The organism is Gemmatimonadota bacterium (assembly GCA_016719105.1).
Taxonomy (GTDB): Bacteria; Gemmatimonadota; Gemmatimonadetes; order Gemmatimonadales; family Gemmatimonadaceae; genus SCN-70-22.
Window position 1 is genome coordinate 1 of sequence record JADKAQ010000020.1, and the last position, 25,989, is coordinate 25,989.

Genomic DNA, 25,989 nt, shown 5'->3' on the forward strand with positions numbered 1-25,989 from the left:
GCGCGTGCCGCTCTGCGAGCGCCAACTCGGCGCGCCGAAAACGCGCCGGTTCCGTGGACAGCACGAGGAAGCCACCGTCGCTGCGCGCGAGCGCGGCGATGCGTTCTTCGAGCATGCGCGCCTCGTCCATCGCGTCGTCCAGTATGGGCGTCGTGATGGGAGAGAGGTGGTTCGGTGTGTGCGTCTGTGTCCCACTCGAGGTGAGCGAGAGGCGCGACGCCGGCGTTACGTACGCACGGTCCTCCTCACTCCACACCAGCGGCAGCCCAAGTTCCTCCAGCATGCGATCGAGATGCGGGCGCCCTGGCAATCGCTCGGCATCCGGGTAGCGGGCGGCGATGCGCTGGCGGACGTGGTCGGCGTCGATCTTCCGAACGCCGAGCAGTGCGCCGGCGCCAAGCGCCAGCGCGCGGGATGCGGCGAGCCCGCGCCGGTAGACTTCCTGGCGCGGCGTCGCGGCAGCGTGTTCAGATGCACCAACCACCAGCCGCAACAGTCAATCCGCCGACGGCGGTTCGAAACCAGGCGGGACGGGAATGGCTTGCAGCTCCTCTACCGCTCGTTGCGGTGGAAGTGGCGGGTCGGCGTCTGCAAGTTCGTCGGCCTTGGCGCCGAGCTGCTCCACCCAGCTGCGAATAGCTGCTGGGTCTGCGAGCGATTCCCCGTCGCCGCCGGGTACAGCGGTGCTCACGATTGCCAGCAGGCGGTCACCGCGCTGGAGTCGGTAGCGACACGTCGACTCTCGCGAGCCCTCCAGTTCCAACGCCGCCCAGAGGATCGCGCTCGCGGTCCGTAGCTGGTCGGCCTCGGTCGGCGAGGTGGTCCCGCGCGCCCTGGATCAGCGCACGCGCCACTTCACTATGCGTGGCGACGCCACCGAGTTGGCCGAGAACGATCGCGACGTCGTCGCGCAGCGTCGTCACCGACGGCTTCTTCCCCCAGCGGGTACGCGCCCGCGACACGACGTCGGCCACCTGCGTGCGGCTCAATCCCAGCGCCTCGGCCACGTCGCGTTGCGATGGCCACATGTCCTCGATCGTGGCGTCCGGGGGAGCATCGAGCCCCATCAGCAGGCGCAGGACGCGCTGGTCCGGATTGGCGAGGCGACTGCTGAGGATGTCCTTCTGCAGCAGCGCGATCGACAGGAGGGCGGGCTCTACTGCCTCACGCCCTCCCCCCGCTTCGTCATCGTCAGCCGCAATCGGCAGGAGCCCGCCGGCCGGCGTGTCAGCCAACCCTCGCTCGGCAAAGGCACGAGCGGCTGCATCGGTCAGCCGCCTTATCTCCCGCATGGTGGCGACACCGATCCCCGCGTGCAGGTAGAGCCGAGTCCGCGGCATGTCCACCAGGTCGCTCACGCTGCGCGCCTAACCGTTCCAAGGCATTGAGCACGCGCGGGGACAGCCCAAGTACCGAAAGCGGAGCGTGACGGTCCGCGGTAGCCAACGAAGCGAAGGCGTCGGCTTCTCCCCCTTCTGTCGAGGAATCGCCCGTGCTCGTCGGCTCGTCGATGGCGCTGAAGATCTCGCGCCACGCCGTTCGCATTGCTTCCGCGGTGTCGAATCGCCGCTTGGGGTCACGCCCTAAGGCTTTGCTGAAGAAACGACTCAGCCCGTCCCGAACGGCCGGGTCGAGACGGTCCACCGCCAGTGTCGGCTTGACGTCGGCGTCGAGTGTCATCGGGTGCTGACGGCCGTCGCCCCACACCGGGAGCGTTCCCGTTGCCATCTCATGCAGCGTCACCGCCGCCGAATAGCGCTCAGCGGCGGCGTCCCAACGGCGCGGGCGCCGTTCTTCAAGGAAGGGATCGAGGTAGCCCGGTGTCCCGGCTCGTATGTTGTCGGCAGGCGTGCTGCTCAGCGAGAAGTCGAAGAGGCGCAGCGTGAGCTTGCGCGAGGGCGTCGTGGCAACGCCGATGTTGTCAGGCTTGAGGTCGCGATGCGGGATCGCCTGTTGTTCCAGCCAGTCCACGACCGCCAGCAGCTCATCCCCGAAGCGCTGTAGCAATTCGAGCGTGAGCGCCCCCTCCATGCGGAGGCGATAGGCAAGCGTCTGCTCGCCAGCCATCTCCAGGAACAGTGCCCACAGGCCCGAGACCTCGACGACGTCCAGCAATTCGACCACATGCTGATGACGAAGCCGGCGGAGGATTTCCCCTTCCTGCTTGATGCGGTCGTTGAGCGATTCCTCGCGGGCGATCTTCAGGACGCCGATTCGTCCATCGCGCTCCACCTGCAACGCGAGCGCCGTGGAGCCCGAGCCGAGCCGTCGCTTCACGACGAATCCACCCTGCAGCTCGGCGCCTTGTTCCGCATCCATCGGGTGAACCCATCGGCCTGCATCGGCGGCGGCGCTCGCTTCCTGCGCCAGTGCCCCGATGATGCGCTCCGATTCCGCAAGGAACTCGCTAGCGCTAGGACGACCCCCGAGGTCCGGATCGGTGGCGAGCTGGATGAGCGCATCGAGGTCCTGGTCGACGCCATCCAGCGCCGAGGCGACGTGCAATCCCTTCCCGTCGCGGATGCGCTGCAGCAGCTCCTCCGGCGTCTGCGCCGGCGCGCGCCCCGTGAGGATGTGGAAGGCGATCGCACCTAACGAGAATACGTCGAGCAGTGCCGCATCCGGTCGCCCGCCGCCGCGAAGCTCCGGGGGCCAGATAGACCGCATTTGCGTCACGGCCACCGAGGCCCCACCTGGATGAAGTCGTGCCACGTCAGTGTCGAGCCGTCTGCCGTTCCTTCGGCGAGCGACCCGACCTGCCAGTTGAAGATCTTGACGGTCGGCGCTTCGCCATCGGGGTCGACGACGAGAACCGCGCTGGGCGTGAGCGTTCGGTGATGCAGCCCGTGCGCGTGAGCCCAGGTGAGCGCATCGGCGAGTTCGCGAACGAGACGCAGTCGCTGGCGCAGGTCCAGCGCTGGAGCGCGACGAAGGAGGAATGCGTCCAGCCGCTCGGAGGGGACCGGGTGCTCGAAGACGATCGCCGGCCCGCGCTCCGTCTCCTCAAATGAATAGGCCCTGAGGATCCCCGGATGGATGTCGGCGCGATCGAGCAGGCGGAACTCGCGGAGTGCCGCTTCACGGCGCGCCTTGCGTCCGGTGTCAGGACCGGATGCCGGCCACGGGTACACCCTGACGCGACGATGGCTTCCCGCGACCTTGGTGTGCTCGGCGACGTAGTCCTGATAGATGGCGGTGTCTTCGATGAGCTGTGCGAGCTTCCACTGCCCCGCCGCGAATTCTCGCTGGACCGGGCGGATGTTCAACTCATCCATCGCGCGAAGCACGGCGCCGATGTGCTTCCAGTCCATCCGCGGTCGAAGGACGTCGTCGGCGCAACTCGCGATGAAGGCGTTGAGGTCGCGGTCGGGCCTTGCGGCGCCGAGCGCACGAGACGCAGTACCGGCCGGGCCGGTGAACTCCGCCTTCGCATCGCGATTGCTGAGGAAGACCAGCTCCTCCACATACGGAGCGCCCTTTCCCTTCAGCGCGCGCGTCGACTTCAGCAGTCCCGCCAGACGTTTCGCCTTTCTGGATGCGAGGAAGAGCGGGTTCTCATCGACTGTCTGCCTGCCATCGGGCCACGACCATCGCCAGGCCCCGGAGTCAGCGCGGACGGTGCCCGGCGCGCTCTTGATCTCGATGAGGAGGAGTCGCGTCGGCGTGAGGATCAGCGTATCGACTTCGCTGACCGCGCCATCCTGGGCGACGAACTCGAAGTTGGACCAGCCGCGAAACGAATCCGACTCCGGGAGGCGATCGCGGATGTGGGCGATCGCCTCGGCTTCCCAGGGGAAGGCCGATTCGGAGACGGTGGTCCAGCGGGGGGAGGGCATCGAGATGTGATGGTCCTACCTAGTAGATGGGTCAATCTACGGCGCGGAGGTGACGCTGGCAGTGTGTGGCGGGAAAGCGACAGGACCGACAGGCGCACGCTCCGCGCCCTTGCTGGACGCTCGGTGACACCGGCTGCACTATCTTCGGTTCCTGGGCGCGGCAAGAATGGAGCGACATCATGCGAATGCTGATGCGTCAGCACGGCGTTCCAGATGCCGCATCGCCGACGAGCCCCACGATGTGGCCGCGTCGATTCGTCCCGCGACCACAAGAGCCGCCGAGACCCGACCACCCATGGCGTCGATGGCGTCGCACTGGACGTGCCCGGTCGTCCCGATCGCACTCGTTTCCCACTACGACGTCGCAACTCGAACGGAGAAAAGGCAATGTCCCACGCTATCCACGAAGTGATCGAGCCGCTCTCGGCGCATCTGCGGAAAGCCTACCCCAACAAGAGCCTCGAGCACGCATTCCAGCGCTGGTATGCGGAGATGCGCTTCGGCAAGAGCGGTCATGCCAACGTGACGCATCACTTCGTGGACGGGCCCGGGGACCTAGGAATCGACTATGTCGTCGAGACTCAGACCGGATTTGTCGTGCTTCAGGCGAAGTTCAGCCAGACAAGTCTCGACGTTGCCGTGCCCATGCACTGGTACAAGAACTTTGAAGCAGCTATGGATCACCTCGTGTACGCGACTGACGACGATGCGTTCGAGCGGTGGTTGAACGGCAGCAACAAGATGGCGACGCGCGACCTGTACCGGCGTATTCGGGATGCCTACGCGCAGAGGAGGCAGGTGCGCTTCGTGTTCCTGACCACGCGACCGAGAGGCCGTGGTACAGAGGAGCGCTATCGTATCGAGGCGCGCGAAGAGGTGGCCTACCTCTGGTCACTGCACCAGGAGGGGCTGGTCGCGCCGTTTGAGGAGCTGAACCTTGATCTCAGGAAGGTGCAGATTCACAAGACGCAGACCGGGAGGCTTCTGACAGCAGAAGTTCGCATCCGGGAGATCTTGTTGGCGATGCATGGTAGCAGAGCAGAGGGAGGCGCGCCTGATCGACTGTTCGACCAGAATGTGAGGTCCTATCTGGGCAGCTCCGCTCCGAACCGTGGGATCGTGGCGTCCTACAAAGGTGATCCCGACAGTTTCTTTGCCAAGCACAATGGCATCTATCTCATCGCACCCACGGTGACGAAGTTCTCGGGCCGGTCACGGTGGCACCTGCGCTATCCAAGCGTAATCAATGGCGCACAGACACTTTGGTCTCTCTACACGTCCGTGAATCGGGATGACCTGAACAACGCAAGTGTCCTTGTGCGAGTGCTGGAGACAACCAACAGGAAGAGCCGCGACGCGATCATTGCGGCCACAAACACCCAGAATGCAATGCAGACGTCAGCACTGCTCGCGCATCATGAGAGTCTTCCCGAGGTGGCACGTCGGCTCGATGGGTGCGCAATCTTTCTCGAACGGCAGCAGAAGTCCTGGGTCAACCAGTACAGAAGTGCGCTGGTGGACACCGGCCGGTCAAGGTGAAGGAGATCATTCAGTGGTCTCGCGCCGCAGCGTCACGCAAGGAACTCCGGAGCCTGCGGGCGAAGGTGGCGCAGTACATGCTCAGGGAAAGCGCTGACGATGCGCTACACCCGCTCGTCAGGAGCCACGCGGGTGTGGAGGCGGCGAGGCTGTTTGTGTGCGTGGCAGCTGGGCTGCTCGCGAGGCGCGTTCCGGGACGACTTCGGGCTGGCGGAGGGCTCGGACTCTCGTCCAGGGAGGCTGCGCGAATGCAGAAGGAGGCGCAGGTCGCCTCGCTCCTCCTCGTTCACTTGTTCTCGCAGGCCATCGGCTTCAGCGAGACGTCGCGACAATCGATGGTGCATGTTCTGTCGGAGCGATATGAAATGGAGATCCCGGATGCTCTCCTCATCGAGGTTCGAGATGCGATGCGCATCGCCAGAAGAGCGCAGGTCCGCTCCGATCTTGACTTTTCCAATTTCTTCAAGAGCGACGAACGCGTGGAGGCATTGGCCCGAGTCCTCTCGACCGCGCCGCGCAGGAAGCGCATGCGCGACGCATTGGCGAGGTGGTGTCGCCGCGATTGAGCCACGGGCGGGCACCGCAGTGTCCCGCACCGTTCGTCTCACAGCTCAGCTACTGAAAGAGATCGTCGTTGAAGCCATTCGATCAAACCAGCAGTAGGACGCGACGTAGAGACCAAGGCCAAGCTCTTCGCCCTAGCAGCGCGGACTGGAACGGAAGTGAAAGTCTATCGTAAGGGTCTCGGCGAGATCGTGATGCGAGGTGCCCGTTAACGCGACGCGACGATCCAGCATCTGCGTGTGGGACGATTGGCGAGTGTAGAGGTTAGCCCGGGTTGTGTACGGCGCGTTCTGCCCGTAGTAGTGTCATCTTCCGATCTCTTCCCGCGCCGCCGGTGTGCGACTACACCGATCGCCACCTCGCGAACGATCCGCGGGACGGGCGATGTCACGCACGACCACTGATTGACCAGCTTCTGGCCTCGCAGCGCACCCCGCTCTACTCGTGAACGTCGGTCAACTCGCGGCGACGGTTCCGCGGGCGCTTTAATGGGGCCGAGGGCGGACACATCACGGAATTCCCTGCGTGGCGTTAGGAAGAGTTGGGTGCAGCCGCATCGTCGCGTGGGACGGGAGGAGTACAAGGTGGCTCAGGCGCGTCCCGTGTGGGGATGCTCTTGACGATCACAAACGCACTCGCTGAGAGGTATCGATGATTCCTGACCCCTATGAAAAGGACGTAGCGCTGCCAGTGCGGGTGTTCGAGGACGGTACCGTGGAGTTCTTTTACGGTGGCCCACTGCCGGTCCTGAAGAAGGAATGCATTGGCGTGTTGCGCATTCCGCAGTACGCGATGGCCGACTCCATTCACCTTACTGCGCTAACCAGCGAGGCAGGGCGCGAGATACTCCCTGCGGGCGAGCGTTTACGCGTCACACTGTCCTGCCAACCCGACGGCCAGCGCTCGTACTCTCACGACGGCGGAATGGAATACGTCGAAGACCGCGGAGCGAGCTTCACGTGGATCAAGCTGCTATCGCCCGTGAGGCTGAGGATTTCTCTCGGGAAACGGGCGAGTCTTGAACCGTGCCGGGTGCTCCTCGAGAGTATTGCGACGGAAGCGGGAAGCCTCAATCAGGCTTTGACCATGCTGTCCGAGGTTCTAGAGCCCACGAGGTTGTCGCGGGGCGGCAATGCGTTTCGACGAATTCTCAAGGAAGGAAAGGGCCCACGAGGCGTTCGTTGGCACCCACTCGAGCAGCTTCGCGCCGCAGCGGAGGCAGAGCATGAGGAGTACTGGCTTGGGGAGCTCAAGAAGAATGGCGTGCCGATCAGGTACTAGTTGTGCCGCGTTCCCAGAAACGTGCATGCGTCCACCTGCGTTCACTCGCCGTCGACGCTGCAGAATTTGGTGATCTTCGTGTCGCGGCCGGCCGCGTGACAGCGTCAACTTGACGCAAGGAGCGCAGCTCCCACTGCATCTCCTCTACAAACGCAAGAATCCTCTCGTCGGTTGTCATGCTGGCTGGTCCAGATTGACCGAGGCCGGCGGGTGACCCTTGTGGCAGTCAGGTCCGCGCCACAATCGCTCCGGCGCATGGGTGCGCACCAGCCTCTCCCGCGCGCCGCGAGCGTCACGCTGCCCACAGCATCAGGAAGCGCTCCATGCTGACCACCGTCGACTCCTTCCGCCGGCGTGTTGCCCGCGACATGCCAGCCCTCGTCTCAGACCTGCAGCAACTCACGGGTCGCTATGGCGAGGCAGAGGCAGACGCTTGGCGCAATTCGCTGGGGAAGATGAGTCGCGTCTTTCAGGCCGACTCGTTCAAGCCGCTCCATCTCTACTTCGGCAGCAAGGGACACCTCGCGCTCGAGTACCAGCTCCCCGCGTCATCCTCCTGGTGCGATGTGGTGCTGCTGGGTGCGCACAAGTCGAAACCGGCCGCCGTCATCGTCGAGCTGAAGGACTGGCAGACGCGCGGCGACCAACCGGGACACTACGAGGGCCTCGTCTTGCGGCAGGGATCGCTCGAGTTGCACCCGTCCGATCAGGTGCGCGGCTACACCGAGTACTGTCGACGCTTCCACTCGGCGGTGCAGGACCATGCTGCCGACGTGCACGGGTGCGTCCTGTTCACCCGTGACCAATGGACCTCCGCCTACACATCGGAACCCAACGCTCGACTCGCGCGGGACTACCCCCTCTTCACGATGGCGGACGAGGACGTCGAGGAGGCGTTCCCGGAGTACTTCCGCCAGCGGCTGACGGAATCGCATGAGTCTTTCGCGAGGTCGTTTGAGCACGGCAAGTACCGCCAGAAGCGAGGCTTCGTCGCGCAGATTGGGGAGCAGCTGCTCGATCCCGCTACAAGTCCATTCGAACTGCTCGATGGCCAGCGCAAGGCATTCGCCGAATGCAACGGGCTCATTGGTGAAGCCTTTCACCGTGGTCGGAAGAAGACGCCGCAGAAGCGGGTCGTGATCGTGAAGGGTCCGCCAGGATCAGGGAAGTCGGTGATCGCGGCACGGCTGTGGGCAACGCTCGTCACCGATCCGAAGCTCCCAGAAGGCGACGTCGTCCTCGGCAGACCACGGCAAGCCAGAACCGCAACTGGTCGTGGTTGATCGAGAAGGCCACGAAAGACAAGGGTGCGCGAGGAGTGGTGCAGAAGGCCACCGGCTACACTCCCATCGACACGCAAACCCTCGGCAAGCTCCGCAAGAAGCGCGGCAAGGCGTGGCTAGGTGATGCCGCGAAATGGCGTGCCAATGTCAAGACGCTGCGGGCGCTCGGTGTCCCCTTCCGCGACGGTTCGGAGGATAGCACCCATCTCGTCTCCATCGTCGACGAGGCACACGCGCTCATCAATCCGGAGCACAAGGAGGGCCGCGGCCAGTACGGGTTCGTCGTGACCCTCGGGCCGCAGGCGTATCACGTGATCCGCAGCTCGATGCTCAGCGTCTTCCTGCTCGATCCTCTTCAGGGCTTTCGCTCCCGCGAGAACACCACCATCGAGGATCTGCGCACGTGGTCTCGAGAACTCTGCGGCGAGGATCCGCTCGAGGTGAGCCTGGAGGGAATGCAGTTCCGTTGTGCGGGTTCAGCGGAGTATGTGCGGTGGGTGGAGTCGCTCCTCGCTGGAGCGCCGACCGCGGAGAACGCGAACCTGGCAAGATCCTGGCACAGCGCGACGCCACGCGCACGAGCTAACGAGGGCAAGCGCGCAAAATCGGGGCGCATGGAGGTGACTCTCTTCGACGAACCCGAGTCGTGAGAGGCCTCTCTTCGGGCGAGAGTCAGGGAAGGCAGCAGTGTTCGCCTACTCTCCAGCTACTCGAGACCATGGAAGACCAAGGACGCCAATTCGCCGCACGATCTTGAGGCGAGCGAAATGGACTTTCGTGAGCGGTATAAGCGCGACGGCAAGTCTCGGTTCTGGTCGCGCATCTGGAACTACGTGCCAAAGGGCGACTACTCATGGTTCGTTGCCTCGCATCCCGCCAGCCAGGTCGCGCAGGACCCACTCTGCGAGGTGGGGTGCCCGTACGTGGTTCGCGGCTTCGACTTCGACTACGTGGGAATCGCCTGGCTCGACGACCTCGTGTGGCGCCGCGATCGCTGGGTGGTGAATCCGGCCAAGGTGCATGAGACGGGTTTCTCCGCGGTAACCAACGCGGCACAGAGGGAAGCGCGGCGCGGCGTCGAGGGCGAGAAGACCGCCGAGTTGATGGAGCGCGTAGGGCAGGCGTACCGGATCCTGTTCACGCGCGCGCTAAAGGGAGTCGCGCTTTGGATTCCGGATGCGGAGACGCGCGAACACGTCAGGTCGTCGATCGCATGATGGCTACCACCGAGTTCGATGCGCCGAAAAGCTTGCGCCTTGAGTCGATTCGCAAGGCGCGACGCATCAGGCTTCGCGAGCCTCACATATCGACGCTCACCGAGTTTGTCGAACAAGTGCGCGAGGAGCGCGAGTGCGTCGACCTCGTTCCGTATTTCGATCCTGCCGATGGCGGAATCGAAGCGGAGTGTTTGTTCCTCCTGGAGGCCCCTGGGCCACAGGCCGTCGCGAGCGGCTTCGTCTCGCGAAACAACCCGGACGAATCTGCAAAGAACTGGCATCAAGCGAACGCGCTCGCGAAGCTGCGGCGCACCCGCACTGCATCGTGGAGCATCATCCCGTGGTACATTGGCGATGGAGGCCGAATCAGGACACCGCGCCCGGCCGACATCGATGAGGGCTGGTCGTACCTGCAGGTGCTACTCGAGCTACTTCCACGACTGCGCCTGATTGCGTTGGTGGGCAGGCATGCCCAAGCCATGCACCCGCGGTTAGTGGCACTGCGCCTGCCGATGGTCGTTCATGCACACGCCGCATCGAGCCCGCAGTTCGTCAATCGGCAACCGGTAATCAGACATCCTGAACGCTTCAGTTCGAAATCGCGATCATGCTCGACCGCCTGAGGACAACATGACGCCGGGGATGAGTGACTGGTCGCTCTCGGCGTCGATGGATGTGAAGACGGATGGCTCGTCGTCCAAAGCGATGGAGATGCCCTCTCGGTCCGTATTGAGTCGACGCTGGCCGATATACTCGCTGCGAGCCCGGCCGGCGCCGTAATCGCCATCGACATTCCGATTGGCCTCCCGACATCGGGAGCGCGAAGATGTGATGTGGAGGCGCGTAAGTTGCTCGGGCGCATTCGAGGGAGCTCGGTCTTTCCGGCGCCGGTGCGCGCGACGCTGGGCGCCCGCACGTACGCCGATGCCTGCACCAGGCATCGGCGAGTTGACGGACGTGCGATCAGCCAACAGTGCTACGCCTTGCTCCCAAAGATCGAGGAGGTCGACGCGACGCTTCTGGCCCTGCCGGAGCCACAAAGATCAGTGAAGGAGATCCATCCAGAGGTGTCATTCGCGATCTGGAATGGTGGAATCCCCATGATGGACCCGAAGCGCACGCTTCGAGGCAGGACCGCACGTACAGCGATCATCGACCAGCACTGGCCGACGGCGAGACGCGACGCCAAAGCACAGCTACCGCGGAGGGGATGGGCTGCAGACGACCTGAATGATGCCCTCGCGGCAATGTGGACCGCCGAGCGAATCGCGGCCGGAACGGCGCTCTGCCTACCAGAGTCTCCGCAGGTTGATGAGGTGGGGCTTCGAATGGAGATGGCCTAATACGGGCCAGCGCCATCCCACTGTTCGCGCCTAGGCCAACTGGCGATGAGGCGAGTGTTCGGCGTCCGGGGGATCGTCGTAGGCTTGCTGATGGGTGGTTCGTGCCGGGGGTCTCGGCGGCGGTTAACGAGCCGGAGTTCGGGCGTCGTACTGCGCGAGAATCCAGTCGAGCACCTCCAGAAATCGTGCGAGTCGATCCCCGGCTCCAACTCCGCCAGCCGACGGCACTTCGCGTCAGCGCGAATCGACTGCCCCGTCGCTTCCTTGACCCGACGCACCAACTCGGCGATCATCTCCTCGCGATCGAACGGAGGCGTCATGACCGCGAACTGAAACTGTACATAGCCAGCCGCGTACCCCGTTCGCACCGCGACGGTGAATTGGCCGTGGCGTCCGTGGTCATACTGGACATAGAACGAACCATCGCGCGTGCCGCGCCCCCACCAGAGGCGGACGTTGGGACGCCTGGTCCATGAGAGAATCGCTCGCGCAACACGCGCCTCCGCCGGGTTGCTTCGGGCGTCCAGCACCTCCAGGAATCTCGCCTCGTCCCACTCGCGCCCGGACGACCCCGTCCCCTTCCGCTGCTCCGCTTCCGCCGTTTGCCCGATCACGCGCGGCACCAGCGATTGTACGCCTCCTCCCATGTACTGCTTGATCTCCACGCCGAGTACTTCGGCCGGATCCATCTGTTCATTCAGGAACTCGATGATCCGGCGCAACTCGACGGGAATGTCATCGGCCACGAAGACCATCCTGAGGCGGCCAGCCTGGAGATTGGTCTTCGCGCGACTCCAGAACGCCTCCGCTTCCATCTCTCCCTGCAGGAACTCGCGAAGCACCGTCGAAGGTTCGCCGCCCGCACGGCTGACCGTCGCCTCGAACTCCGCCTGCAGTCGCTCCGCTGGCCAGAACGCGACCGCATTCGCGGCGTAGTCCAGCATCTGCCCAACTACCTCGCGCCGGATGCGCGTGTCGGAGCTGCGCTTCACCTCGACGAGCGTCGGCACTGCGTCCTGATCGAGGAACATGTGATCCAGCGACCACCGGACCGCCGCGTTCTCTCCGTCCGGGATCCCGAGCTCCCGTTTCACCAAGAGCCAACGGCGCGGTCGCTCGGCGTCGACCTGATGCCCCGCGAGGAGGGCGGGGTAGCGCTCCAGCAGGAGCTGGAGGACGTCCTCCGAGTCGTACGGCGACTCGCTCAGCGCGAGGAGACTCCCATCGGGTTGGACGATGAAGATGCCGGCGGTCATGTTGGATCCCCCGTCTCGTTGACGCGCGGTCTCAGGGAGTTCCCACGCGCCAACTCCACCGGATGCCGCACCGCATTCGACTCGATCTTCTGCTCCACGGCCTCCAGCAGGTCGATCTCCGCCCCATTACAGAACAGCAGCAGCGAGATCGCCACGTCCGCCACCTCTTGCGCCACGCGCTCCTGCCCCGGCGACGTCCGCACGAACTCGTCCGATCGAGCCCCCTCGACCCACCGCAGCTCCGCCGCCAGCTCCCCCGACTCGCTCACCACCGCCATCGCCAGGTTCTTCGGCGTGTGGAACTGTGCCCAGTCGCGCTCCTCGGTGAACTGGCGCAGGCGATCGCGGATCTGCTCGAGCCGATCAGTCGTCATGACAATCTGTGGAAGTTGGTGTGGGAGGGCGCTCGTGGATCGGTGCCACTCTCCATTTCTCGGAGCACGCTGGTGATCTGCTCCTCGGCGACGCGCGTCCTGCCGATCGGGCCTCCCGCGGCGCCACCTCCCTTGTCCATCCGTATGCACTACGCGGTGGCCCCGCGGCGGCAAGGCGATCAACCTACTACTCGCTCCAGTAGCTGGATCCGCCCCTCCTCCCCCAGACGGAAGCCCTCCACTTCGTTGCGACTGCTTCTTCCACCAAGCCTCCTTCCGCGCTGTCCCAAGGCTCTTGCATCCCCTCGGCCGCCTGGACTTTCCACCAGCGCTTTAGGATTGCACCGACCTTGTTGATGGCACGCGCCTTCGACACTCCGAAGTGCCCGAGGGCAACGTCCATGTAGCCATGGGCATCGTCGGAATCGAGTGCGGCCGTAACCACGAACCGCTCAGGCGAGGGGACCCACGTCAGTCTATACTGCTCCGGCCATGACATGCCCGGACCCGAGTCCGCCCAGTTGATGGTCAGCAGGATCTTCGACATGAGCGTGAAACGGCGCTCATCCGGGATCTCCAGGTCGCGGGTATTCCTGAGTTGTCCTTCTTCATCGACAAAGTCCCAGGAGAGTTTCGGCCCCTCTACGAGGCCGTGAATGAGTACACCGGCAGCCACGTCGATGCGGCGAATGCCGAAGTCTCCACCCGAGTAGTCTCCCGCCAGCTTGTCCACGAGCGGACGGATGGGGTCCTCTTCCTCCGGATCCGACGCACCCTCCACGAAGTACCGGTCAATGATCGCCTGTGCCTCGGGAGGAAATGGCGTGAAACGAAGGGTCTTGCTCATGGCGCACCTATCGTGGGAGGAATCGATCGTTCCGTTGCTGCGGCGCGAGGTCCCATCGCAATCGCGGTTCGCCTCGCTAGCGGAGGCCCGTCACCGTCTCGACATCAGGCGGACGGAGGACAACAACACCCACTTCCCCTGCAGCTTCGCCAGCCAACCACCGGCGGTCTGGGCGACCGACGGCGCTAGCACGCGAGTCGTGCGAATTCTCCGGTAAGCGCATTGAGTGGTCCTGCAAGAAGCGAGAGCCCCGCCGGGCTCCTCCCCCGAACCCTGCACCGGGACCCGTTTCACGGGCGCAGGTCAAACTCTCTCTTTGGCGCACCTACTCCCGAAGGCGTAGCACCTTCTTCGCCGGCAGCGCGTCGAAATCGTCGAGTGAGAGCAGTGCCCGGATCGTCGCAAGTCCGACGCGAGGTGGTTCAGTCCGAGTAGACACCCTGCCAGTCATATGGGCCGGTGAGGTAGTCGTCCACGAAGAAGACCAGAAGCGCCTTCCGTCCATCGGAATGCGAGATCTCACCCACGACCGGCACGCCGGGTGGCACGACTACGTTGTCTCCCCAGAATGCCTGATCGCCGTCGAGGGCACTCGCCAGGGTGCGACGCCAGTGCGCCATCACTCGCTCCTGTGTGGCACGGCCCTCAAACGTCTGCGTCGCGACCATGACGAGGTGGTCGAGGTCCGGCGCAAAGACGAGGCTCTTACCTGAGCACAAGCACTCGTTGACGACGTCGCAATTGTCGTCGACAAATGCGCCGAGTGCAGTCAGGCTCTCGTGCTCCTTGATGACGCCAGTCTCCCAGGCGGCGTCAACTGCCGCATCGATGAGGGGTTGAATCTCGTCGTCTTGCGCGACGGCAACGAATCTGCGCGAGTGCTCCATAGTCGGATATGTGGACGTGGGTGCGGGAATACGACGCTGAGGGCAACTCGGTGTAGTGGGCTGACACGTATCTCGCCTAACCACGCGCGTGAGAGATCCTTGAGTCTGACAGCAAGGCGCTGCGGTCAATTAGGCAGCGCTCCGCGAGCACCACATCGGACCGGACGTGTCGTCCGTCAACTCGTCCTCCCGGTCATACGGCCGCCCGTACCACCGATGGGTTCCATCGCGCGATATGATTCTCACGCAGCGTCGCCTGATGCTGCCGCTGTTGTCGATCGACGCCTCCCACGTGACCTCGACTATCTGCAGGGCCGGCCAATTCCGCATGACGCCGTCGCAGGACCTTGCGCGGCGCTTCCTCCAGCTCCTCGAGATCCAGCGAGCCCTCCTCCTCCTCGATCGCGAGGGCCTCGTCGTCGAACTCGACGACCTCTTCAGCGTCTTCCGAGATGAGCCCGAGCGCGAACGCGCTCTTCCGCGCCTCCAGGGCCTCCTCTCGAGCGAGCGGTTGGCACACCTCCCAGTCCTCCAGTAGTGCCTCTAGTCTTTCGCTAAGCTCGTGATCGCTGCTCGACAGAATGCGTCTCGTGAAGGCCTTGGCGACGGGTCGCCCGGTTCGCTACGCACTCGCCACCGCACCGGCGACCACATTATCACGGAGCACTGACACCGTCTGCAGAGTCGCGCTCACTTCAACTTCAACGGTCGTCGGAGCTCGCTCGGAACATCAGTCTTCATTTTCCACCACACAGTGATCGGCTTATCGCCCTCCCACCGCTCGAATTCCAGTTCTCCCATATACGCGAATGGCTGTGTTACCCCGTTCACTTTTCCCGTCTGACGCACGAAGAGATGAACACCAATCCCCAGCTTCGCATGCTCCGCCAGCTCCCTTCCTGACCGACTGTCCCTTGAAGTCCGATTCTGACTCTGCCATCGAAACTCTGTGGGCGACAAGAAGGCGTCCTCATACTGATGGTCCTTCTGCATCGTCGTCTTGTCGAGCGTCACGAACAGGATGATCAACCTGGTCTCGTTATCACCCCTGACTGCGACTCCATCCCCTTGAAGTCGAACCCAAACAACTTTGGCACCTCGGCTCGCTTGTACTTCTCCCACAAGTGCGGCCCCGTCTTCTCGTCCGAACTCCATGGCGATAGGCGATAGCCGTTGTCTTCCTTGGTGAAGACTGCCTCCTGCTTCGTTCCCGGCTGTCCGGCCCGCGGACCGAACCACCGGCGCAAGAGATCGCTGAGGACATTCGTGTCGGAATCCACGCGGTGCATGACGTTCACCGCGATCTTCACGAAATTGGCCTGGTATTCCTCGCCGTCGGCCATCACGGTCACCCATCCCTCGGGGATCCCAGGGTTTCGATCGCGTGAGGGGAGAAAGAGGATCGCGTTGTCGCCCGCATGCGACACACGGCAGACAATGCGCGGCGCGCCATCGTTCAGCCCAGCGCGCCGCACGTAGACGGCAAGACGCCACTCGGCCAACTCACGAGCCAGAGAGGCGGCCACCTCTCGCAGCCCTGGCGCGACGGACATGGTGGTCGAAAGCACGCCGTCTTCATAACGGAAGTACGCGTCTCCTCCCGTCCCGCGCCCGCCTACCCACGCCTGGATGGGGTTCTGCTCCAGCAGCGTGCGCATCGCACTCGCGTCCTCGAGAGCCTCTCCCATTTCCGTTCGCACCGCCGACTGCCGGCGCGCCATCAGTCGAACGCGCTCGATCAGCTGCGCGATCGAGATGCTACCGGGGAAGGCCTCTTCCGCGATCATCGCCAGGAGCACCACCATCTTGAAGCTCTTGGTCATCGGGGTGATCTCGAGCGCTGCCAGGAATCCGCGCAAGTGATCCGCAGCTTGCCCTTCCATCACCGAGAGATCACCCATGGACTGCACGAACTGGAACCACGATCCGTACCGCTGGCGCACCGCCTTCGGATCGTATCCATCGATGAAAGCCTCGGCCGCCGTGGGGCGCCTATCAGTCCGCTCGCGGTACTCCCGATAGTACGCCTCGAAGACATCTCCCCCACGTCCCCGCTGTTCGAGGAGCTGCGTAAGGATGTCCAGCGCCTCGAGGTCGTAGGTCACCTCGCACCCCGGCGGGAGGAGCTCACTGCCACGCCCATCAGCGACGATCCGGAGCGCCTGTGAGACCTCGGCGTCGCCCCCGGTCAGAGCAAAGAGCGTCCTCGGCTTCAACAGGAATGTGCGATGATTCCCGATGTAGTCGATGACCTTGAGTCGCTTTCCTTCTCGGTAGCGGAGTCCGCGGCCGAACTGCTGAAGCCATAGGATCTGAGATTCGGTCGGCCGGAGCATCATGACGGTATCGATCTCGGGGAGATCGACCCCTTCGTTGAACATGTCGACGGCGCACAGCACATCGAGCTCGCCAGTCTGCAACATTTCCAACGAGTGCGCCCGAGGATCGCTGTCTGGCCCTGCGTATACAGCCGCCGCGCGCTTGCCGTTCAGAATGAAGAACTTCTTCATGAAGTCGGCGTGACGCTGCGAGACGCAGAAGGCCAGGGTCCGCTGTCCTCCACGGCGCTCTAGCTGGTCGAGTGCATTGCTGGCTCGAGATTGTGTGGCGACCGCGGTCGACAGGGCTTCTTCGTCGAATCGATTGCTCCGCCACGGAATGTTGGTGTAGTCCACCTCGTCTGGCACACCGTAGTACTCGAAGGGGGAAAGCAGTCCGCGTCGAATGCCATCCGCCACATCGCAGCGGTATACGAGATTTCCGCCACACAGCGACAGCAGGTCTGCACCGTCCGTTCGCTCTGGCGTCGCGGTGAGGCCGAGCAGGAAGTCTGGGGCAAAGTGATCGAGCAGGCGACGATAGGTCTCTGCCGACGCGTGGTGGAATTCGTCGACGACGATGTAGTCGAAGTGATCGCCGGGAAAACGATCGAGATGCCGCTGGCGTCCCAGCGTCTGAATAGACGCGAAGAGAACCTCCGCATCCGGCGCCCGTTCAGTCCCCGTATACTTCCCCAGAATCGCCGCCGGCCGCAGCATCCGATACGTCCGCAGCGCCTGATCGAGGATCTCCTCTCGGTGCGCGACGAACAGGATTCGCTTGGCCCTCGTCGCGAGAGTGTCGAAGGCGCTCAGCCAAGTCTTCCCTAGCCCGGTCGCCAGGACGACCAATCCAGCGGTGCTACCGCGGGCGCGTGTGTTTGCCAGCGCGGCTAGGGCTTCACGCTGGACCTGGTGTGGCATTGGTGGCGCCGGAGGCGTCTCCGGGACAACGCCAGTCACGGTCGGCGTTGCGACCCGCCGCGAAGCCTTGTACCGCGCTACCCACTCGGCGTCGATGCGAACTGCGAGCTCATCGCGAAAGAGCTCTTCGAAGCCACGCTGCACGTCGCGGAATCCCTCTCCGTCTCGCGACGTGAGAACGCGGTAGTTCCACTCTACGCCTTCCTTGAGCGCGCTCCTGCTGATGTTCGAACTGCCAACGAACGCTGTCCCTGTACCTTCCTTCGAGTGAACGATGTAGCTCTTGAGATGGAAGCTTGTAGCGCCGCCTTCGAAGACCTTGACGTCGGCTCCCTCACCGAGATCGAGTAGACGAAGCAGTGCCTCCGGCTCCGTCACTCCCAGGTACTTCCCGGTTAGAAGGCGAATGCGCCCGCCACGTGCGAGAACATCGCGCAGTCGCTCCTCAATGAGCCGTACGCCGCTCTCAAGGATGAAGGCAACGGCAATGTCGACGCGGCGCGCGTTGTCGAGGTGGGCGAGCAAGTGCGGGAGGAACGGATCGGTTGCTCCGCGAACAAGCGCGCGCGCGTGTGGCGCACCCAGCTGTTCCGGCGACTGCGTGTAGTTCGCTTTGTGCGGAATGACAAAGCGAACGCCACCCGTCGGGTCAACGACGTCGCCCCGGTACCTCGGTATGACGTGCACGTGGAGGTGGAACACCGTTTGTCCCGCTGCTCTCCCAACGTTGACGCCGATGTTGTAGCCGTCGGGCGAGTAGCGTTTGTCGACCTCGACCCTGACTCTATCCACCAGCCTTGTGATGGCGTCCTGCTCGTCGACTGAGGCGTCGAACCACGTGGGGATGTGCCGGCGAGGTATGATGAGCGAATGTCCCGGTGAGACCGGGAAGCCATCCCATATCGCCCGTACCGTCTCCTCTGCCAGGAGACATGCATCATCCGGGATAGCGCAGAACGGGCACGCAGACTCCGGCTCCTCCCCTCCAGCATCCTCGCTTGGCTTAGAATCGACATTCAACCCCATCACCCTCTCCACACTCGCCGTGTTACGACCAGCTCGCCCGACAGGCCAGCTGCAACGCATTCAGCACAGCGCCAGCGAGAGACCGGCCGCCGAGCTGTCCGCTGTGACTGGCACACCGGACAGCGATGGTGATAGGACGTCGTCGCCTTCCGAGGTGCCGGCCGTTGGACAGCAGTCGCTGGCAAGGGCATGGAAGTCCTGGGATCGAGCCCAGCCTGAGTCATGAGCGTTCGCCACTCCGCCCCGTGTGGCCGAACCCGGCCGAATCGCGCCCGCGCAACCAGGTGGGCCAGCTCGTGGCCAACGACCTCCGCGAGGAGTGCGCGATCAGCGGACTGCAATGCGTGGTGCAGTGAGATCTTCGCTGTACCCGGGTACCAACGCCCAAGCGCACGCTTCAGTCGTGGCGAAAAGCGAATCTCGACGTCCCGGCAGGTCTCGATCATCCTCCATCTCTTGGCGTACCGCCGCACAAGAGCGGCCACCCGCGCACTCGCAGCCTGCGCGCGGTTGTTCTCGGTTCCTGCCCGCCCGATTCGTGGCCTATGGTGAGCGGTCATGTCTGCGCCCAGGGCCCTCCTCCGTGTTGCCACCAGACGCCTGTCTCGTGTGGGTGTACTCGTTCGGCGACTCGCGCAGAGCGAGGAGTCTGCCATCTGGTTGAACGATGAAGGTGCTGGTGGTCATGGTGCGCTCGGGAGTCGCGTCGAGCGGCGGCCTCTCCGCCTTCCCCCGCGCCACCTCCACCGGATACCGCCCCGCATTCACTTCGATCTTCCGCTCGATCGCCTCCAGCAGGTCGATCTCCGCCCTATCACAGAACAGCAGCAGCGCGATCGCCACGTCCGCCACCTCCTGCGCCACACGCTCCCGCCCCGGCGACGTCCGCATGAAGTCATCCGACTGCGCCCCCTCCACCCAGCGCAGCTCCGCCGCCAGCTCCCCCGCCTCGCTCACCACCGCCATCGCGAGATTCTTCGGATTGTGGAACTGTCCCCAGTCTCGCTCCTCGGTGAACTGCCGAAGGCGATGACGAATCTGCTGCAGTCGGTCGGTGCTCATGGTCATTTGAGGAAGACGACGTCCGCGTGCCATTCGAGGTGCACCCGGTCGGGCCACTTCGACTTGTCCCCGGGTAGGTTGATCGCGAGGTCCTGCTGCGCGTAGTACACGTGCCCGTTGTTCCAGTCCGCGCGTAGCCGTGTGCTCACCCGGAACCTGTAGTCTGGCGTCACCGTCACGTAGCCGCGATCGAAGAGCGTGTGCACATCGGAGCGGAGCAGCAGGCCGTTGGTGATGGAGTGTACGCCCCCCTCTGACACCGGGCGGATGTGCGCCGCCTCGAGGACGGGGAGCGTGTGCTCGTTGGTGACGGCGCAGCGGCGATCGTACGTGTCGGTAACAGAGACGCGAAAGCCTCCCTGACCCAGGCGCCGGCGCGCGAGCACGGGATCCGAGAACATCCGCATCGTCGTTCCCTCTGCCACCATTGGCGCGGCACCAATGAGCGCCGCGGTCGACATGTTCGCCTCCAGCGCCCGCCAGAGGTCTCGCCCAGTGCCGGCGTCGAGGTCATACGTCTTCCCCTGCACCGTGTTCAGCGAGAAGTCCGGCGGCATCGGAATCCACGCGTCTCTTCGGAAGAAGAACGGATGCTGGAGGATGATGTTGCCGATGACCGGGTCGTCCCCGGTGCGCAGCGGCTCCCGGCGGTACTTCGCGATCCGCTCGCGCATCTCGGCGAGCGATCGGACGCCATTCCCATCCCGAAAGGTCTCCCACGCCAGCGAAACCGGCAGAAGCGACGCGGTCTCGAAGAAAGCGCCACCGACGATGTAGTTGTTGGGGCTGTGGAGCTTGAAGAGGAACAGGTCGCCCGCTGAGAGCACCTTGAAGAGGTGACGACCACCGGGCTGCCAGAAGTTGATTTCCTGGCAATCGCGCGCGTGCGCGAGCTGCTCGTACCAGTCGAAGTCGGTGACGCCGAGGTAGGCTTTGCGCATCGCGATCTGTGAGGTGGACAGGAGGACTGGGAGATCACTCCCGAGAATTCGTGCTTGTTTCGATTTCCTACCTCTACCGTCGGCGCCGTCGACTCGAGACCTCCCGAAGAACATCCAGGAGATCGCTGAGTCTTCCGCGAATCTGCGCGTCCGCTGCTTCTCTCGTCATCCCATCACGCTCTGCCACTTCACGCGAGGCCTCCTCCACCCCTGCGACTCTCCTCAGCACGGCATCCAGGCTGCTGATCGCCTTCGACACCACATGGCGGCCCGGCTTCGACATTGCCACAAGGTCGTGATGTACGAGCGCCTCGACGTCGGCCCCCGCCCCCATTACGTCGTGCAGGTACACGAGGTCCTTCGCTCGTTTCGGGTACACGGCGTCGCCTTCCATCACGCGCCGATCCTGAAACGTCGCCGCCTTGTTGAGGACGTAGGCGCCTAGCGTCGGGACACGAACCTCCACCAGCCGCGTGCTCCCTGCGGCGTCGAGCGCGGGAATCCGGAGTCGCTTGGTATGCCGTTGCAGCAGGTCGAGCCGATCCAGTGCGACGGCCCCGACCCCGGGTTGCTGCATGACACCAACGATCCGACCGAGCGTGCGGGATGTCCCCGCGTGGGGAACGAGGAACTCGATCTTCTCGCCCGACGCCGCATCGTTCGTCCAAACGGCCGCCGCGCTCGTGTTCGCGGTCGCCACGAAGCCGGCTGTCCGGAGAGTCTCGGCGATCGTGTCGCGCCCATCGGGAGGAATCTCGGATGTCACGAGCACGTCGACTTCCTGCGTCATCGAGAGTCGCCCGTGCCACGTCGAGAGACCGCCATACTGACGATACAGGTATGGCACCCATCCGCCGATGATGACGATCTCGCCCAGGTAGGGCTCCAACGCGGACACCACGCGCTGCAGTCCACGCTCGAACGACGAGCGGTTGATTTCCCCGTTCACACAGGCTCCTCCCACCGACACGCAAACACCACGCGCGGTAGCGCTCCACGCATTTCCAGCAGGTGATCCGCCTGTTCCCGCCCGCGGACCGGATATCGCCACAGGTCGACCAGCAGCTGCTCGATGCCCACCACGGGCAACCGGCCGAGTCGTGTGATCCCTGACCACAGGCTCCTGTCGTAGTACGGCGCCATCAACACCAACCGGCCATCGTCGCCGGGCTCCCAGTCACGTTCTGTCGCCACTGTGCGCAGTCGGTTGGCGCCCCCCGCGTCGACGTATACGTGCACGCGATCCCACGCGGCGTGCGGAGCGACGCGCGATGCCGCGGCCTGAAGTGCGAGCGCCCATCGCCTGCCTCGCAGCAGCTCAGGGAGTCGCGCCAGGAAGCGCTCCATGTTTCCGATCGGCGCGTGGACCGCGAGGCGACTATTCATGGTCCAGTCGTACGATGCGCTCCAGCGGTCGATCAGGCTCGCGACGTCGATGACGCGTGCCGTGACGGGACGTCCACGGAGCGAAACATTCCGCTCGTTCGAGACGAGCTTCCACGCATGCAGCTGACGGAGCACCTCGGATGTCGTCGTCCGATCCACGTGGCAAGTCGAGGCGAGTTCGCGTACCCCCCACGTGCGAGGTGCGGGACTCAGTGCGTCGCGAAGCAGCACGCGCACCACACCGCTGGCCCGATCGGCGAATGGGTCAGCCCCGGTGCGTGGTCTGGACTCCGACGCGTCGTCGGCCTCGGGAGGGAGGACGCGATCGATGAGGAGCCCCGGAATCGACAGGCGGACGGTCCGGCTCTCCAGGTCAATGAAGCTCGCGTTCGCCCGTCGTAGCGACTCCAGCTCGCGCCTTCCCTCGACGTCGGCGAGCACGCGAACTTCCGTTACCGACTGTCGCCTGCGCGACGGGGCAGGGGAGAGGCTCAGCCGAAGGCGAACGCTCGCACTCTCCCCGCGGTCGGCGGCGAGCGGCAATAGAGTTGCCCAAAGCGCGCGCTCGTCGCCGTGCGGCGGGAGTCCCAATCGCACGTCGGCGTGCCCCGCTACGGCCTGACCGATGAGGGCCAGCCCCCGCTGAGCCGGGCGTCGGAAGTGGGAGATTTGTCAGCCATCGCCATTTGTCAGCTCGATAGCTGACAAATTGCCACGCCGCTGACAAAGCCGCAATGGCTCGGCCCTACGCCGCCACCTTCACCTCCTCAGGGGTTCGCGCCGCGCCCGCTGTCAGTCCCCCCCGCTACACTCCAACCCGTTCACCCCACTCGACCCCAGCAGCGCGCTACGGCGATGCAACACGATCCCGTCGAGCAGTCCCCCGCCTATCTCGCCGTCGTACACCACGCCGAGGAGCTGGCGTGGCAGGAGTTGGACCGGCTCGGCATTCCACGCGGCTCGTTCGGAAGCTGCCACGCCTTCTGGGCGGCCAAGCAGCAGGTGCTGCACGATCGCTTTGGCATCGAGTGGAAGTCACCCGCGGAGATGAACCCGCTGATCATCTTCGACTGAGACCGTCGCGCGATGCATGCGCGGCGGCACGCCGGCGTCAGCGAGCGCGACGACCGGCAGGCGAAGCTCCTCGCCGTCATCACTACTCCCGATCCCCATGTGGCTCTTCACCCGCTACGGCTTCTTCAGCGCCGTCTGTGCCCGGCAGGGCGACGGCGCCTACCGGCAACCGGTGGACCCTGAGCGCATCATGGTCCGCGCCAGGGTGCGGGCGCACCTCGAGGCGCTCAAGGAACGCTTCCCGGACCTGTTGGCGCAGACCGAGATACGCGACTCGTTAGGGACCGACTACGCCTATCGATGCTTCGTCTCCAAGGCCACCTGGAGCGACGTCGTCGCGCGCCTCGCGGCCGAACTCGACTACGACAACTTCAAGAGCGAGGTCCGGCGCCACCAGGGACGGGCCGGTGCGGCCTACGAGGATGCCTTGCACGACGTGTGGTCGGTGATGCATCGACTCCAGGAGTAGCGTCAGCGTCGCGATTGGCTCGGGCGATGAGTTCGCACCGTCGTGCCGGCGGCAGGTTGCGGGGCACTGCCGATCGGCGCATGCGGAACGTCACTTCGCGCCCTCAGCGCTTCCCCACCGGCTCCAGCCGCAAGATCGCCGTCGGCGGCCCGTCCGCGTCACGCGTGCCGCCGTCGAGCGCAAGGTAGACCAACCCGTCTGGCCCCTGCTCCACGTCGCGCACGCGACCAATGTCGCGCAACAAGTCCTCCTGCCGCACAATGCGCTGCCCGTTGAGCCGCAGCCTGACGAGTCGCTGGCCGCTCATCCCGCCCACCAGCATGTCGCCCTTCCAGCCGGGGAATGCATTCCCCGTGTAGAAGATCATCCCGCTCACGCCGATGGACGGGACCCAGACGAACGCCGGGGGCTCCATCCCCTCGCGCAACGTCCCCTCGTGGATGGCGCGTCCGGTGGTGTAGTTCACCCCGTAGCCCACCACCGGCCAGCCGTAGTTGCGCCCCGAACGGAGGAGGTTCACCTCATCGCCCCCCTGCGGGCCGTGCTCGTTGCTCCAGACGTCGCCCGTCACCGGATGGACGGCCAGCCCCTGTGCGTTGCGATGCCCGGAGGTCCAGGTCTCGGGGAGCGCTCCGGGCGTGTTCACGAACGGGTTGTCGGCGGGGATGCGTCCGTCGTCGTGCAGGCGGACGGTCTTGCCGTTGTGAACGGAAAGCCGCTGCGCCGGGTGCGCGGTGAGGTCGCCGGTGGAGGGCCACTGGCGGTCGCCGAGCGTGATGTAGAGGTAGCGCTGTCGGTCGAAGGCGAGCCGACCGCCCCACATGGAGGCACGCGAGGTGCCGTTGCCGTCCGCGCGCGCGTGGAAGACCTCCTGCACGTTCGTCAGGCGGTCACGCTCGAAGCGCCCGCGGACCACGGCCAGGCTGCCTAACGAATCGGCGCCGGGCTTGACGTAACTGATGTAGAGCAGCCGGTTGGTCGCGAAGTCCGGATGCAGGACGACATCGCGCAGCCCGGCCTGCTCGAGTCCCGACATCTTCCGCGCGCCTCGGCCGAGTGCCTGGATGGGCGGGAGCCCCGCCACCGAGTCGGGGAGGAGGACTCCCTTGCGGATGATGCGCAGTCGCCCGGGGCGCTCGGTCACGAGCAGGTCCCCCTCCGGCGTGAACTCGAGGGCGGACGGGTTGACGAGCCCACGCGCCACCTCGACGACCCGGAAGTCGTGGAACGCGGTCTGGACGACGTCTGCCGGGAGCGCGGCGTCGTTAGGGCGCGCGGAGGTGCGAGCGGCGCAGGCCGACGCGGCGACGGTAACGGCCAGCACCAACGAGGAGGAGCGGATCATCCTGGGAGTGCTCCGTAGGGCGGGATTCGAGGTGGGGGCGGTGCGCGTGAAGATAAGATGGGCGTGCGACAGTTCGGGAAATCGGATCGTCGGGCAGCTTCTCCGACAACGCCGCGTTCACGATGCGAACATCGCACGCGTTGAAACCGATCACGCGAGCACGAATCATGGGGTCAGCATCCTGATGCTTTGATCCCGCGTTCGCGAGTTTAGCGATCGCCGATAAACTCGCGAATCTCGCTATAACCGGATGCTGCGCCCCCGCTGCCATGCTGCAGTGTCACCAGAAAAAGTCGTCGCACCGCCCACGCCTGGCCTACGGGCGCGCGGGGAACGGCGCCGCGACCTTCAGCCCGGTGACCGAACGGCGGATCGCGCCGAAGTCTGCGTCCCGTGTGACAATCGTCCACCCGAACTCGCGCGCCTGGCATGCGAGGAGCACGTCGTTGAAGCGATTGGCCGATGGGGCGGCCGTGGTAGCGCCAGTGACGGTCGCCGCTCGCCGCCACGCCGCGGCACTCGGCGCGAGAATGCGCCCGCGCCGCTCGAACGGCGCCAGGAACTGATCCTCGAGCGCCTCGCGGGCCTTCGCGGTGCGCGCGCCGGCCGTCAGTTCCGCGACGACGACGCTCGACAGAACGGTGGAAGGCAACGCCCAGCTGAGGAACGCCTTCAGGCGGTCGAGTTCGCCCGGTTGCCGAAGCGCGTCGACGAGAACGTTGGTGTCGAGGGTGTAGATCAACCGGCGCGGCGGGTGCGCGTGCCCAATCCCCCGGCCGCGACCAGCGCGTCGAGGCCGCGGAAGACTTCGGCACGAAAGACGACGAGGTCGAGGGCGGCGTCCACGGCGGCCGTCTCGGTCTCGGCGCCGAGCGCGGCCTTCGCGGCATCCAGCTTTCGCTGGTCGATGAGCATGTTTTTGCGGCGAATTACGCGGCGCGTCCTAGCCATGGCTCCCTTCCGGAAAGTGCCAAGGGAAGGTACGGCTCCATACAGCTCGGAGCAAGGTTCGGTCTG

Annotated in this window: 28 protein-coding genes and 1 pseudogene; 10 read left to right on the forward strand and 19 right to left on the reverse strand. The window is 64.7% G+C overall.

Annotated features, from left to right (window positions below; all coding sequences use genetic code 11):
* From IPN47_19030 to IPN47_19045, 4 genes are all read right to left on the reverse strand, one after another.
* The coding region (locus IPN47_19030; protein ID MBK9410097.1) for a hypothetical protein at positions 1–493 on the reverse strand (493 nt) is incomplete at its 3' end.
* 214 nt (positions 494–707) lie between these two features.
* Positions 708–1,235 (reverse strand): hypothetical protein, encoded by a 528-nt coding sequence (locus tag IPN47_19035; GenBank protein ID MBK9410098.1) that lies wholly within the window; start codon positions 1,233–1,235, stop codon positions 708–710.
* Entirely contained in the window at positions 1,228–2,505 is a 1,278-nt protein-coding gene (locus IPN47_19040) for a protein kinase (protein MBK9410099.1), read from the reverse strand. Before IPN47_19040 ends, IPN47_19035 begins: the two co-directional genes overlap by 8 nt.
* 167 nt (positions 2,506–2,672) lie before the next feature.
* Positions 2,673–3,836 carry an NERD domain-containing protein gene (locus IPN47_19045; GenBank protein MBK9410100.1) on the reverse strand — a complete coding sequence of 388 codons (1,164 nt, stop codon included), beginning with the start codon at positions 3,834–3,836 and terminating at the stop codon, positions 2,673–2,675.
* A 387-nt stretch (positions 3,837–4,223) separates the two neighbouring features.
* Here IPN47_19045 and IPN47_19050 point away from each other — a divergent pair, with 387 nt between their 5' ends.
* The 8 genes and pseudogenes from IPN47_19050 to IPN47_19085 all read left to right on the forward strand — a co-directional run bounded on the left by IPN47_19050 (position 4,224) and on the right by IPN47_19085 (position 11,063).
* Entirely contained in the window at positions 4,224–5,375 is a 1,152-nt protein-coding gene (locus tag IPN47_19050) for an AIPR family protein (protein ID MBK9410101.1), read from the forward strand.
* Between the two features lie 248 nt (positions 5,376–5,623).
* Complete coding sequence (locus IPN47_19055; GenBank protein ID MBK9410102.1) at positions 5,624–5,941, forward strand: hypothetical protein; 318 nt, start codon at positions 5,624–5,626, stop codon at positions 5,939–5,941.
* A 649-nt stretch (positions 5,942–6,590) separates the two neighbouring features.
* A complete protein-coding gene (locus IPN47_19060; GenBank protein MBK9410103.1) occupies positions 6,591–7,220 on the forward strand; it encodes a hypothetical protein in 630 nt (209 codons plus the stop codon).
* 323 nt (positions 7,221–7,543) lie between these two features.
* A complete protein-coding gene (locus IPN47_19065; GenBank protein ID MBK9410104.1) occupies positions 7,544–8,503 on the forward strand; it encodes a hypothetical protein in 960 nt (319 codons plus the stop codon).
* Positions 8,500–9,153 (forward strand): DUF2075 domain-containing protein, encoded by a 654-nt coding sequence (locus tag IPN47_19070; GenBank protein MBK9410105.1) that lies wholly within the window; start codon positions 8,500–8,502, stop codon positions 9,151–9,153. The genes IPN47_19065 and IPN47_19070 overlap by 4 nt, the downstream gene beginning before the upstream one ends.
* 9 nt (positions 9,154–9,162) lie before the next feature.
* Positions 9,163–9,720 (forward strand): annotated as a pseudogene (locus IPN47_19075) (DUF2075 domain-containing protein).
* The gene (locus IPN47_19080) at positions 9,717–10,343 is read left to right on the forward strand and encodes a uracil-DNA glycosylase (GenBank protein MBK9410106.1); all 627 of its coding nucleotides are present in this window, start codon (positions 9,717–9,719) and stop codon (positions 10,341–10,343) included. Before IPN47_19075 ends, IPN47_19080 begins: the two are co-directional and overlap by 4 nt.
* Positions 10,344–10,370: 27 nt before the next feature.
* Complete coding sequence (locus tag IPN47_19085) at positions 10,371–11,063, forward strand: DUF429 domain-containing protein (GenBank protein MBK9410107.1); 693 nt, start codon at positions 10,371–10,373, stop codon at positions 11,061–11,063.
* Here IPN47_19085 and IPN47_19090 read toward each other — a convergent pair.
* From IPN47_19090 to IPN47_19145, 12 genes are all read right to left on the reverse strand, one after another.
* Positions 11,060–12,319: a hypothetical protein gene (locus IPN47_19090; protein MBK9410108.1), complete on the reverse strand. Its 1,260-nt coding sequence runs from the start codon at positions 12,317–12,319 to the stop codon at positions 11,060–11,062. The genes IPN47_19085 and IPN47_19090 overlap by 4 nt on opposite strands.
* Positions 12,316–12,693, reverse strand: a complete 378-nt coding sequence (locus tag IPN47_19095) for a nucleotide pyrophosphohydrolase (GenBank protein MBK9410109.1) — start codon at positions 12,691–12,693, stop codon at positions 12,316–12,318. Before IPN47_19095 ends, IPN47_19090 begins: the two co-directional genes overlap by 4 nt.
* Before the next feature lie 187 nt (positions 12,694–12,880).
* Positions 12,881–13,540: a hypothetical protein gene (locus tag IPN47_19100; protein MBK9410110.1), complete on the reverse strand. Its 660-nt coding sequence runs from the start codon at positions 13,538–13,540 to the stop codon at positions 12,881–12,883.
* A 422-nt stretch (positions 13,541–13,962) separates the two neighbouring features.
* The gene (locus tag IPN47_19105) at positions 13,963–14,427 is read right to left on the reverse strand and encodes a hypothetical protein (GenBank protein ID MBK9410111.1); all 465 of its coding nucleotides are present in this window, start codon (positions 14,425–14,427) and stop codon (positions 13,963–13,965) included.
* A gap of 193 nt (positions 14,428–14,620) precedes the next feature.
* A complete protein-coding gene (locus IPN47_19110; protein ID MBK9410112.1) occupies positions 14,621–14,947 on the reverse strand; it encodes a hypothetical protein in 327 nt (108 codons plus the stop codon).
* Positions 14,948–15,117: 170 nt separating this feature from the next.
* Positions 15,118–15,456 carry a DUF3427 domain-containing protein gene (locus IPN47_19115; protein MBK9410113.1) on the reverse strand — a complete coding sequence of 113 codons (339 nt, stop codon included), beginning with the start codon at positions 15,454–15,456 and terminating at the stop codon, positions 15,118–15,120.
* Entirely contained in the window at positions 15,453–18,695 is a 3,243-nt protein-coding gene (locus IPN47_19120; protein MBK9410114.1) for a DEAD/DEAH box helicase family protein, read from the reverse strand. Before IPN47_19120 ends, IPN47_19115 begins: the two co-directional genes overlap by 4 nt.
* Positions 18,695–19,141, reverse strand: coding sequence for a SprT-like domain-containing protein (locus IPN47_19125; GenBank protein MBK9410115.1), 447 nt, complete (start codon positions 19,139–19,141; stop codon positions 18,695–18,697). Before IPN47_19125 ends, IPN47_19120 begins: the two co-directional genes overlap by 1 nt.
* A gap of 97 nt (positions 19,142–19,238) precedes the next feature.
* Positions 19,239–19,757: a nucleotide pyrophosphohydrolase gene (locus IPN47_19130; GenBank protein ID MBK9410116.1), complete on the reverse strand. Its 519-nt coding sequence runs from the start codon at positions 19,755–19,757 to the stop codon at positions 19,239–19,241.
* A 2-nt stretch (positions 19,758–19,759) separates the two neighbouring features.
* Positions 19,760–20,698, reverse strand: a complete 939-nt coding sequence (locus tag IPN47_19135; GenBank protein MBK9410117.1) for an HNH endonuclease — start codon at positions 20,696–20,698, stop codon at positions 19,760–19,762.
* 73 nt (positions 20,699–20,771) lie between these two features.
* The gene (locus IPN47_19140; protein ID MBK9410118.1) at positions 20,772–21,647 is read right to left on the reverse strand and encodes a hypothetical protein; all 876 of its coding nucleotides are present in this window, start codon (positions 21,645–21,647) and stop codon (positions 20,772–20,774) included.
* Positions 21,644–22,525, reverse strand: coding sequence for a hypothetical protein (locus IPN47_19145; protein MBK9410119.1), 882 nt, complete (start codon positions 22,523–22,525; stop codon positions 21,644–21,646). Before IPN47_19145 ends, IPN47_19140 begins: the two co-directional genes overlap by 4 nt.
* Positions 22,526–22,939: 414 nt before the next feature.
* Between IPN47_19145 and IPN47_19150 the strand changes: the two genes are divergently transcribed.
* On the forward strand, positions 22,940–23,158 hold the full coding sequence (locus IPN47_19150; protein ID MBK9410120.1) for a hypothetical protein: 219 nt from the start codon (positions 22,940–22,942) through the stop codon (positions 23,156–23,158).
* A gap of 97 nt (positions 23,159–23,255) precedes the next feature.
* The gene (locus tag IPN47_19155; protein ID MBK9410121.1) at positions 23,256–23,627 is read left to right on the forward strand and encodes a hypothetical protein; all 372 of its coding nucleotides are present in this window, start codon (positions 23,256–23,258) and stop codon (positions 23,625–23,627) included.
* Between the two features lie 103 nt (positions 23,628–23,730).
* Here IPN47_19155 and IPN47_19160 read toward each other — a convergent pair whose 3' ends face one another.
* The 3 genes from IPN47_19160 to IPN47_19170 form a co-directional block, all read right to left on the reverse strand.
* Positions 23,731–24,972, reverse strand: coding sequence for a PQQ-dependent sugar dehydrogenase (locus IPN47_19160; protein ID MBK9410122.1), 1,242 nt, complete (start codon positions 24,970–24,972; stop codon positions 23,731–23,733).
* Between the two features lie 316 nt (positions 24,973–25,288).
* Positions 25,289–25,714 carry a PIN domain-containing protein gene (locus IPN47_19165; protein ID MBK9410123.1) on the reverse strand — a complete coding sequence of 142 codons (426 nt, stop codon included), beginning with the start codon at positions 25,712–25,714 and terminating at the stop codon, positions 25,289–25,291.
* On the reverse strand, positions 25,711–25,887 hold the full coding sequence (locus tag IPN47_19170; GenBank protein ID MBK9410124.1) for a hypothetical protein: 177 nt from the start codon (positions 25,885–25,887) through the stop codon (positions 25,711–25,713). The genes IPN47_19165 and IPN47_19170 overlap by 4 nt, the downstream gene beginning before the upstream one ends.
* Between the last annotated feature and the right edge of the window lie 102 nt (positions 25,888–25,989).

Coding starts and splice junctions, on each gene's coding strand:
- IPN47_19045 (MBK9410100.1), bottom strand. CDS start 3,836: ATGCCCTCCCCCCGCTGGACCACCGTCTCCGAATCGGCCTTCCCCTGG.
- IPN47_19050 (MBK9410101.1), top strand. CDS start 4,224: ATGTCCCACGCTATCCACGAAGTGATCGAGCCGCTCTCGGCGCATCTG.
- IPN47_19055 (MBK9410102.1), top strand. CDS start 5,624: ATGCAGAAGGAGGCGCAGGTCGCCTCGCTCCTCCTCGTTCACTTGTTC.
- IPN47_19060 (MBK9410103.1), top strand. CDS start 6,591: ATGATTCCTGACCCCTATGAAAAGGACGTAGCGCTGCCAGTGCGGGTG.
- IPN47_19065 (MBK9410104.1), top strand. CDS start 7,544: ATGCTGACCACCGTCGACTCCTTCCGCCGGCGTGTTGCCCGCGACATG.
- IPN47_19080 (MBK9410106.1), top strand. CDS start 9,717: ATGATGGCTACCACCGAGTTCGATGCGCCGAAAAGCTTGCGCCTTGAG.
- IPN47_19090 (MBK9410108.1), bottom strand. CDS start 12,319: ATGACCGCCGGCATCTTCATCGTCCAACCCGATGGGAGTCTCCTCGCG.
- IPN47_19095 (MBK9410109.1), bottom strand. CDS start 12,693: ATGACGACTGATCGGCTCGAGCAGATCCGCGATCGCCTGCGCCAGTTC.
- IPN47_19100 (MBK9410110.1), bottom strand. CDS start 13,540: ATGAGCAAGACCCTTCGTTTCACGCCATTTCCTCCCGAGGCACAGGCG.
- IPN47_19105 (MBK9410111.1), bottom strand. CDS start 14,427: ATGGAGCACTCGCGCAGATTCGTTGCCGTCGCGCAAGACGACGAGATT.
- IPN47_19120 (MBK9410114.1), bottom strand. CDS start 18,695: ATGGGGTTGAATGTCGATTCTAAGCCAAGCGAGGATGCTGGAGGGGAG.
- IPN47_19125 (MBK9410115.1), bottom strand. CDS start 19,141: ATGATCGAGACCTGCCGGGACGTCGAGATTCGCTTTTCGCCACGACTG.
- IPN47_19130 (MBK9410116.1), bottom strand. CDS start 19,757: ATGAGCACCGACCGACTGCAGCAGATTCGTCATCGCCTTCGGCAGTTC.
- IPN47_19135 (MBK9410117.1), bottom strand. CDS start 20,698: ATGCGCAAAGCCTACCTCGGCGTCACCGACTTCGACTGGTACGAGCAG.
- IPN47_19150 (MBK9410120.1), top strand. CDS start 22,940: ATGCAACACGATCCCGTCGAGCAGTCCCCCGCCTATCTCGCCGTCGTA.
- IPN47_19155 (MBK9410121.1), top strand. CDS start 23,256: ATGTGGCTCTTCACCCGCTACGGCTTCTTCAGCGCCGTCTGTGCCCGG.
- IPN47_19160 (MBK9410122.1), bottom strand. CDS start 24,972: ATGATCCGCTCCTCCTCGTTGGTGCTGGCCGTTACCGTCGCCGCGTCG.
- IPN47_19170 (MBK9410124.1), bottom strand. CDS start 25,887: ATGCTCATCGACCAGCGAAAGCTGGATGCCGCGAAGGCCGCGCTCGGC.